Below are 7,497 nucleotides of genomic sequence, written 5' to 3'. Positions count from 1 at the left end.
AAACAACCCCCCCTCCGTTTTTTCTTCCCCCCTGCGGGGGCCGCCCCCCCCCCCCCCCCCCCCCCCCCCCCCCCCCCCCACAGCAAGCCCCCTCGCCACAGATGCCATCGAAAAAGATGGCTTATTCGGGCAACTCGGCCAAGCCATCGACATCCGTCATGGCCCGTTCCAGCAGGTCCGCCGGCAAGCTCTTGCTGGCTCGCGCGCCAAGCAATTTGAGCTGTTCGCTGCGACTGACCAGGTTGCCACGGCCTTCTGTCAGCTTATTGCGGGCAGAGCTGTAGGCCTTGTCCAGTTGCTGCAAGCGATTGCCGACCTCATCCAGATCCTGAATGAACAACACGAACTTGTCGTACAGCCATCCGGCGCGCTCGGCGATTTCCCGAGCGTTCTGGCTCTGGCGCTCTTGCTTCCACAGGCTGTCGATGACCCGCAAAGTGGCCAGCAACGTGGTCGGGCTGACGATCACGATGTTGCGGTCGAAGGCCTCCTGAAACAACGTCGGCTCTGCCTGTAACGCCGCGGAAAACGCCGCTTCGATCGGGACGAAAAGCAGGACGAAATCCAGGCTGTGCAACCCGTCGAGCCGCTTGTAGTCCTTGCCGGCCAGGCCTTTGACATGATTGCGCAGGGACAGCACGTGCTGCTTGATGGCGATCTGGCCGATGCCGTCGTCTTCGGCGGCCACATATTGCTGATAAGCCGTGAGGCTGACCTTGGAATCGACCACGACCTGCTTGTCGCCAGGCAGGTAAATAATCACATCCGGCTGGAATCGCTCGCCGTCCGGCCCCTTTAGATTGACCTGGGTCTGGTACTCGCGCCCCTTCTCCAGGCCCGCGTGTTCAAGCACCCGTTCAAGAATCAGTTCACCCCAATTGCCTTGGGTTTTCTGCCCTTTCAAGGCGCGGGTGAGGTTGGTGGCTTCGTCGCTCAGGCGCAGGTTCAGTTGTTGCAGACGCTCCAGTTCCTTGGCCAGGGAAAAGCGCTCGCGGGCTTCGGCCTGGTAACTTTCCTCGACGCGTTTTTCGAATGACTGGATGCGCTCCTTCAACGGGTCGAGCAATTGCCCCAGACGCTGCTGACTGGTTTCGGCAAAACGCTGCTCGCGCTCGTCGAAGATCTTGCCCGCCAGCTCGGCGAATTGCGCTCGCAGCTCGTCTCGCGAGCCTTGCAGGTCGTTGAGGCGCTGCTGATGGCTTTCCTGCTGCTCACGCAACTCGGCGTTGAGGGAGGCAGCCTGAGCGTCCAGGCGACGCAACTCAGCTTCTTTGCCAGCACGTTCGATGTTCCAGGCGTGGGCTGCGTCGCGGGCATCGTCGCGTTCGATCTGTAGCAATTCGACTTCACGGCGCAGGGCTGCCAGATCGGCTTGTTTGGCGGCGTTGGCCTGGCTCAGGTCAGCGACTTCATCACGGCAGGTGTCGAGCTGGGCGTTCAAGCCATCCTGCGTCAGCTGGGCCATGGCCAGGCGCTCTTCCAGCAATGCCAGTTCGGCCTGCCCCGTACTCGCCCGACGCTGAAGTTGCCAGGCCAGTACCAGCAACGGCAGTGCAGCGCCCGCCAGCCCCAGCAATGCGCTGGTCAAGTCCATCGCCATAGCCACTCCTGCCGATTAGATAAAGCGTGAAGGTTAACCAAGGCGTCAGGTCTTGGACAGCTCAGTCTTCGATCAGCCCGAGTTCCTGCTGGGCGCGTCGGTCCCCGGCGCGCGCAGCCTGGCGCAACAGGTCCTGGCCAATACGGCGATCCCGGGCGTTCCCGCATTCGCGGCACATCAATTGGCCGAGGCGGCTTTGCGCGGCCACTACGCCTTCACGGGCAGGTTGCTTGAGTAAACGTCCGGCGAAGTGTTTGACGTTGGGGTTTTCGCCCAGGCGCGGGCTGTCCAGTAGCCACTCGGCCACACGCATCGAAAAGCGCTTGGGTGGGTTAATGCTGGAGGGTGCTGAGGCAGCAGAGACTGGTACTGAGCGAAACTTCATAAAGCACTGTGGGGCAAATCGGAAGGCGCGCCACTCTACTCTTTTTTTCGCACAGGTAAAGTCGAAAAAAGCCTGCACGCCCGTCCTAGAGCAAGCGCTCGGGACAATCCACAGAAGCTGTGGATAACTCAGTGGACAACCGCCCTTGAAGTCGCGCAAAGCCGTGTGGAATGGGGCTCGCAGTCAAACTGACGATTTTTTCACCAGTAAAAAAAAGCGATGTTTTTCATTGACTTAAATTTTCGTTACAGGCACCCACCCTCGGTGAAGCGAGGATGACAGTGCGATGACAGTGCGTGCAACTAATGTGCACAAGTACCTGCGAGGCGGTTATATCGGTGCGCTTTTTCGGCGCGTTTTTACGGTAACGCCTGGGGATAAACCCCGCAACCCGCGCCACAGATTGATCCTGGCTCGATCGCCCTCTCGGATCAACGGCCGTTTTTTGGGCGATTGCGGGGCACGTGTCGGCCGATGACATTTTCCGACAGCACTTGCGGATGTGGTCGGCCGGCACTTCAGTGTTTTTTTGCGAGCAGGCTTCCCTTTGGCCATTCAATCCGTTAGTATCCGCGGCGTTAGTACCAAGCTGAAAGTCAATTCTGGTCGAACAAATCCCCCCGGTCAGCCTTCCCTGAGAGAAGCCTTCACCGACAAAGCGGGATCGACCACCTCGATGGTTTCCAGGTAAATCTTGCGTCAACACAGCCTTTGAATCGAAAGCAAAGGGTGTTGCGAAGTTCACTTACTCTGACCGAACCAACCTGCAAATTGATCAGGATCTTCACCCCGGGCCCAGAACCTTTGCCCCTGATGTGTTGCCTGCCCTCCTAAGTACCTACCTGCCAGCCCAAGCGCGCCAACTTATCAGCGCTTCAAACTGGCTGCTTTGTTCCAGTCGGGTTCTTCGTTCGACCAATGGTGGTCGTCGTCACTGGAACGTTTTAATTTTGCACGGCTCTTATCCGTGTCGCTTGTAGGAACACCCGATTATGTCTACTCAAATCCACACTCAGGATGCCATTCGCACCCTAACCAACGCTTTTGCACCAATGAACTGCCTGATCATGGCCGCTCGCAAAGGCTGCTTCAGCTTCACTCTGGTCAACGAACACGGCATCGCTCGTCACAGCGAACGCCTGTACCCCGATCAATACTCCAGCGCCGAGCCGCTGCAGGCTGTGATCGAGCGTACTCGCCAGGCACTGGTTGCCTGAGACGCCAGAAAGGCTGAAAACCTCAAAAGCCCTGCTGAAAAGCGTAATACTGTTCACTTAAGCGGAGCAGCCTTACGGCCCCCTGGAAACCGGGGCTTTGATATTTTCACCGTCCCAGGTCTTGAAGGCCTTGGACGGTGATCCAGTAACACCCCTCCGATACCGGTTCTCAACTCTGCCAATCATCTGCCTGTACCTGAAATCGGGTTGGCCGCGGCCATCACGATCAGTTGCATGGCAATGTCCCCGCACAACCGCCGGATCTACGCACAAGATTACGCCCATGCCTGGCGCCCCCATAAATATCCGATGCCAGAGGTCTGGCATCGGATTTTCGAGGAAGTCCGGCTGAGGCTCAAATACTCAAGTGAACAGCATTACGGTCAGGCAAAACACTCGTTCCTTATCAGGTGAGCGGTTTGCGCAGCAGAATATCGACCGCGAAGACGCCCAGGACAGTCCCGGACACCCAGCGTTGGGTGCGCATGGCAGAAGGTCGCTTGGCCAGGAATCCACTGACCCGGGAGGCGGCGAGAACGATCATGCCGTTCACGGTGACGGCAATGGTGATCTGTACCAGCCCCATCTGGATGAATTGCTGGAAGGTAGATCCTGCGGAAGGGTCGATGAACTGCGGGATCAGCGCGGAATACATCAGCGCAATCTTCGGATTCAGCAGGTTCGTCACAAGCCCCATGGTGAACAGCCGTCTCCGCGAGTGAGGTGGCAGCTCCCGCGCCTCGAAGGGGGAACTCCCCCTGGGCTTCAGCATGTTCCAGGCCAGATAGCCCAGGTAAAATGCGCCTGCGATCCTGACGACATCGTAGGCGACTGGCACTGCCTTGAACAAAGCGGCCAGTCCCAGTCCCGCCGCCAACAAGTAGCACACGAAGCCTAGCGCCACACCCGCCAGCGAAATCATCCCGGCCAGCCGCCCCTGGGAAATCGCCCGCGAGGTCAGGTAGACCATGTTGGGACCCGGTGTCAGCACCATGCCCAAGGAGATGATGGCCACACCGGCCAGGCTTTCCAGCGCCATCATTGGCGTGCTCCATCGTTCAAAGGGGATGTGTCGGCCCGCTGCGGCTCGAACCAGCCGAGACTGCCGCGGAACAGCGCATGCTGAGCACGCTGTGCCACTGGCCGAACCACGATTTCATCGACATTGACATGTGCGGGCTGATCGGCAACCCAAGCCACGACCTGGGCGACATCGTCCGCGCTCAAAGGCCGGTCGACATCCTTGTAGAGGGCACTGACCCGTTCGGCGTCGCCGCGAAAACGATTCAAGGAAAACTCTGGCGTATGCACCATGCCGGGGAGCACTTCGGTGATGCGCACCGGTATACCCTTCATCTCCAGTCGCAAGGAATGGGTCAGTGCGCGCTGGGCACTCTTGGCCGCGCAATAGCCGCCTCCCCCCTCATAACCGGCTAGCGCAGCCGTTGAGGTGATATTGATGATGCACCCTTGGGACGCGATGAGCCTAGGCAATAGCAGTTGGGTCATCCGCAAAGTCCCAAGGACGTTACTGTTGAACATGTTCGTCCAGTCCTCGGCACTGGCCGCGTCTACCCCATCCAGGCCGATCGCCCCGCCCGCACAGTTCACCAGAAGATCGCACTCGGAAACCTGCACCAAGTCCTCCTCTCGCGCTTGTGTCACATCCAGCACAATGGCGCGCCCGCCGGTTTCGCCAGCAATCTGCTCGAGCCGATCCCCCCTGCGCGCCACAAGGAATACCCGCCAACCACGACTGGCCAAGGTACGAGCGCATGCCTCGCCAATGCCACTGCTTGCACCGGTAACAACTGCTGTTTTCAAGATTGAGCTCCCCATGATTCGGATAACTGTTCGAAGATCTTCCCCACGTCACGTACCAGCGCGGGGCGATCGAAGCTGCGCAGACGAAGGCGCGTGCCAGCGCCCTCATAAACACCGCTGGCGAAGCGATCCAGGTTCTGCGGTTGAGCCCAGTACAGGGTACCCAAGCCTTCACGCGGCGAGCTGTTGCGGCGGGCGATCACCCATGCCCCCCGCTCGCGATGCAATGGCCTGCCCTCCTTGCTAAGGCTGCGCGCAAGGTCCCGGTAGCGGGTAGACGCCCCGGTCTGGATTTCCCAAGCGATCCCCAGCAGGTCGATATCCCTCACCTCTCGCCAGAGGAACGGGATTTCGGCGCCACCGACCCGGGCACCGATTTCCAGGAACAGCAATTTGTCATCCAGGTCGAACAGTTCGAGGTGGAAGACGATTTCTCGCTCAGGCGCGAAGACTGCCAGCAGTTGTTCGACGCGCCCCGCAATCCGTCGTTCGTCGTCGCCCTCCTCGAGTTCGATACTGCCCAGCGGGCTATCCGGACCGAAATCGGCACAGCTGTTCACATAACGCGACGCCGTGACTACCACAATCCGTTGCCCATCCCACCAGCCGTCAACGTGCAGGATGGGGGCCGCGCAGCAAGCCTGGACCATCATCGGCTCCGTGGCCTGTCTGATCTGATCAAGATCCCTTGGGCCGCGAAGAAACTTTACGCCGCGACTCGCCGTGCCGTAACGCGGCTTGAGCACCAGCGGATAGCCGTGTTCAGCGGCCAGTCGCTCCACCGCTTCGCGGGAATCGGCAGGCGACGCGGGCAGCACGCCGATCGACGATTGCCGGCCTGCGACCTCCAGCATGGTGAGCTTGTCGCGGAACCGCTCGGTCCACGCGACAAGATCTCCCGGTACCTGCCATCGCTCACGGATAGAAGCCGCATTGAGCAGGTCGCCCTCATTGAGGGCAACCACCAGCGCTGGAACCCCATGTTGCTCGACCAGACGCTCGGCCTCAGCCATGACCGCCTCAGCATCGTCCAGGGAGACGAGCACCGAGCTTGACGCCAGGCGCTCGCTTGGCAGGGACGCGCAGGATTCGGGCGTACAGATCGCCCGAATCTGCATTCCTGCCGGCAGTTCGTATCGGTCGTATAGCGCTTGGCTACCGACCCAACGGTGCAAGCAGAGGACATATTTCATGCCGTGGGATCCACGATGAAGTTGACCGCCGCTACCAGTTCGTCACCGATACGCACGGCATCCTCGCGCGAGGTGCCAGTTGCCAGGACATACCCTGAAACGCAGTCGGCAACGGTGTCGAGCGGTGGAATCGTATCGCCCTCATGCTTCTGGATGACTACGGCACGCTCGGCGGCGCCCAGTTCGAACAGGAACGGCAAGAACACCCGTGGAGTCTCGCCTGACTTGGTATGGCGCACATCGACGTCAGGCTTGAGATCGAGCTCGACCTTTCTGACCTTGCCAGGTGTCGGTACGAAGAACTGGATCGCGGCACCCGCTCTCGGCTCGGGCGACACATCCGGCAGAGTGTCGATACCCAGCGGCACAGTCAGGAACATGCGGTTCAGGTCCAGGCCGAACGCACGCCGTACCAGTTCCGGAGCACCGGAGCCCGCGAGACGAGCGTGGGATTCGAGTACACGCGGACCTTTCGGGGTCAGCACGAACTCGCTGTGGGAAGGGCCTTCCTCCAGTTCTACGGCGTCGAGCAGGCGGCAAGTCATTTCCTTCAGCTCGCTCAGCCATTTCCTGGCCTCGGTGCTCGGCGTGCTGACTTCCCACTCAACATATTTGTCGTTCATGCGGTACTGGGAGTAACCAATGGGAAGGTGGCGCCCCTTGAACGAGAAGGAGTCGACGCTGACAACCGGCCCCTCCAGGTACTCCTCGATGATAATGTGCTTGACGTCGGCATCCTGAAGCGCCTGCCAGGCCTTGGAAGCAGAGGCTGCGTCATCGCAGGGATGGATATGCAGGCTGGCCACGCCTTCGGCGGGCTTGAGAACCGACTTGCCATGCTCTTTGACGAACGCGACGGCATCCTGCGCACGGGTGACATGGCGATAGGCAACCGGGCTCAGGTTGTGCTCGACCAGCAACTCGCGCATGGCCACTTTGTCCTTGAGCAGGCGCGCAGTCTTATAGGAAACCCCGGTGAGGCCGAAGTGATCGACCACTTTGCCCGTTGACTCGCCGGCCACTTCGGTAGTGGTCATGATGCGATCGAACGGACGGTCGCGGTGCAGGGGCTCGAGGACCTTGATGATGGCCTCGGCGTCGTCAATCCTGGCATGCACCACCTGTTCGCAATGGGCGAGGATTTCCTGCTCGTAGTCACCCTCCTGATGCACCAGCACTACGTCGATGCCCAGCTCCTTGGCACCATGAATGGGCGAGGGACGACCACCGACTACTGCGATACGCTTATTCATGCATGAACTCCCTGTCTACTGTGAT

Annotated in this window: 7 protein-coding genes and 1 pseudogene; 1 reads left to right on the top strand and 7 read right to left on the bottom strand. The window is 60.0% G+C overall.

Going from position 1 to position 7,497, the window contains the following annotated elements; genetic code table 11:
- Nucleotides 1–121 precede the first annotated feature (121 nt).
- Nucleotides 122–1,486 carry a DNA recombination protein RmuC gene (gene rmuC, locus ACCC96_RS23000; protein WP_169342498.1) on the bottom strand — a complete coding sequence of 455 codons (1,365 nt, stop codon included), beginning with the start codon at nucleotides 1,484–1,486 and terminating at the stop codon, nucleotides 122–124.
- Nucleotides 1,487–1,661: 175 nt separating this feature from the next.
- The gene (locus tag ACCC96_RS22995) at nucleotides 1,662–1,985 is read right to left on the bottom strand and encodes a hypothetical protein (protein ID WP_081628185.1); all 324 of its coding nucleotides are present in this window, start codon (nucleotides 1,983–1,985) and stop codon (nucleotides 1,662–1,664) included.
- Nucleotides 1,986–2,977: 992 nt separating this feature from the next.
- Between ACCC96_RS22995 and ACCC96_RS22990 the strand changes: the two genes are divergently transcribed.
- Nucleotides 2,978–3,202, top strand: a complete 225-nt coding sequence (locus ACCC96_RS22990) for a hypothetical protein (RefSeq protein WP_007898912.1) — start codon at nucleotides 2,978–2,980, stop codon at nucleotides 3,200–3,202.
- A 53-nt stretch (nucleotides 3,203–3,255) separates the two neighbouring features.
- On the opposite strand, the pseudogene ACCC96_RS22985 reads toward ACCC96_RS22990, so the two are convergent.
- The 5 genes and pseudogenes from ACCC96_RS22985 to ACCC96_RS22965 all read right to left on the bottom strand — a co-directional run.
- Nucleotides 3,256–3,453, bottom strand: a pseudogene (locus ACCC96_RS22985) (IS4 family transposase); the annotation flags it as partial.
- Nucleotides 3,454–3,608: 155 nt separating this feature from the next.
- The gene (locus tag ACCC96_RS22980; RefSeq protein ID WP_018925150.1) at nucleotides 3,609–4,244 is read right to left on the bottom strand and encodes a LysE family translocator; all 636 of its coding nucleotides are present in this window, start codon (nucleotides 4,242–4,244) and stop codon (nucleotides 3,609–3,611) included.
- Complete coding sequence (locus ACCC96_RS22975) at nucleotides 4,241–5,026, bottom strand: SDR family oxidoreductase (RefSeq protein WP_258670390.1); 786 nt, start codon at nucleotides 5,024–5,026, stop codon at nucleotides 4,241–4,243. Before ACCC96_RS22975 ends, ACCC96_RS22980 begins: the two co-directional genes overlap by 4 nt.
- A complete protein-coding gene (locus ACCC96_RS22970) occupies nucleotides 5,023–6,219 on the bottom strand; it encodes an ATP-grasp domain-containing protein (protein WP_258670393.1) in 1,197 nt (398 codons plus the stop codon). Before ACCC96_RS22970 ends, ACCC96_RS22975 begins: the two co-directional genes overlap by 4 nt.
- Nucleotides 6,216–7,472 carry an ATP-grasp domain-containing protein gene (locus tag ACCC96_RS22965; protein ID WP_413696986.1) on the bottom strand — a complete coding sequence of 419 codons (1,257 nt, stop codon included), beginning with the start codon at nucleotides 7,470–7,472 and terminating at the stop codon, nucleotides 6,216–6,218. Before ACCC96_RS22965 ends, ACCC96_RS22970 begins: the two co-directional genes overlap by 4 nt.
- Nucleotides 7,473–7,497 lie beyond the last annotated feature (25 nt).

Source organism: Pseudomonas sp. Pseusp11 (assembly GCF_047304405.1).
Classification (GTDB): domain Bacteria; phylum Pseudomonadota; class Gammaproteobacteria; order Pseudomonadales; family Pseudomonadaceae; genus Aquipseudomonas.
Note: the sequence above shows the minus strand (reverse complement) of the source record. Positions and strands in the feature narration are given on the sequence as shown.

Coding starts and splice junctions, on each gene's coding strand:
- ACCC96_RS22970 (WP_258670393.1), bottom strand. CDS start 6,219: ATGAAATATGTCCTCTGCTTGCACCGTTGGGTCGGTAGCCAAGCGCTA.
- ACCC96_RS22990 (WP_007898912.1), top strand. CDS start 2,978: ATGTCTACTCAAATCCACACTCAGGATGCCATTCGCACCCTAACCAAC.
- ACCC96_RS22965 (WP_413696986.1), bottom strand. CDS start 7,472: ATGAATAAGCGTATCGCAGTAGTCGGTGGTCGTCCCTCGCCCATTCAT.
- ACCC96_RS22980 (WP_018925150.1), bottom strand. CDS start 4,244: ATGATGGCGCTGGAAAGCCTGGCCGGTGTGGCCATCATCTCCTTGGGC.
- ACCC96_RS22995 (WP_081628185.1), bottom strand. CDS start 1,985: ATGAAGTTTCGCTCAGTACCAGTCTCTGCTGCCTCAGCACCCTCCAGC.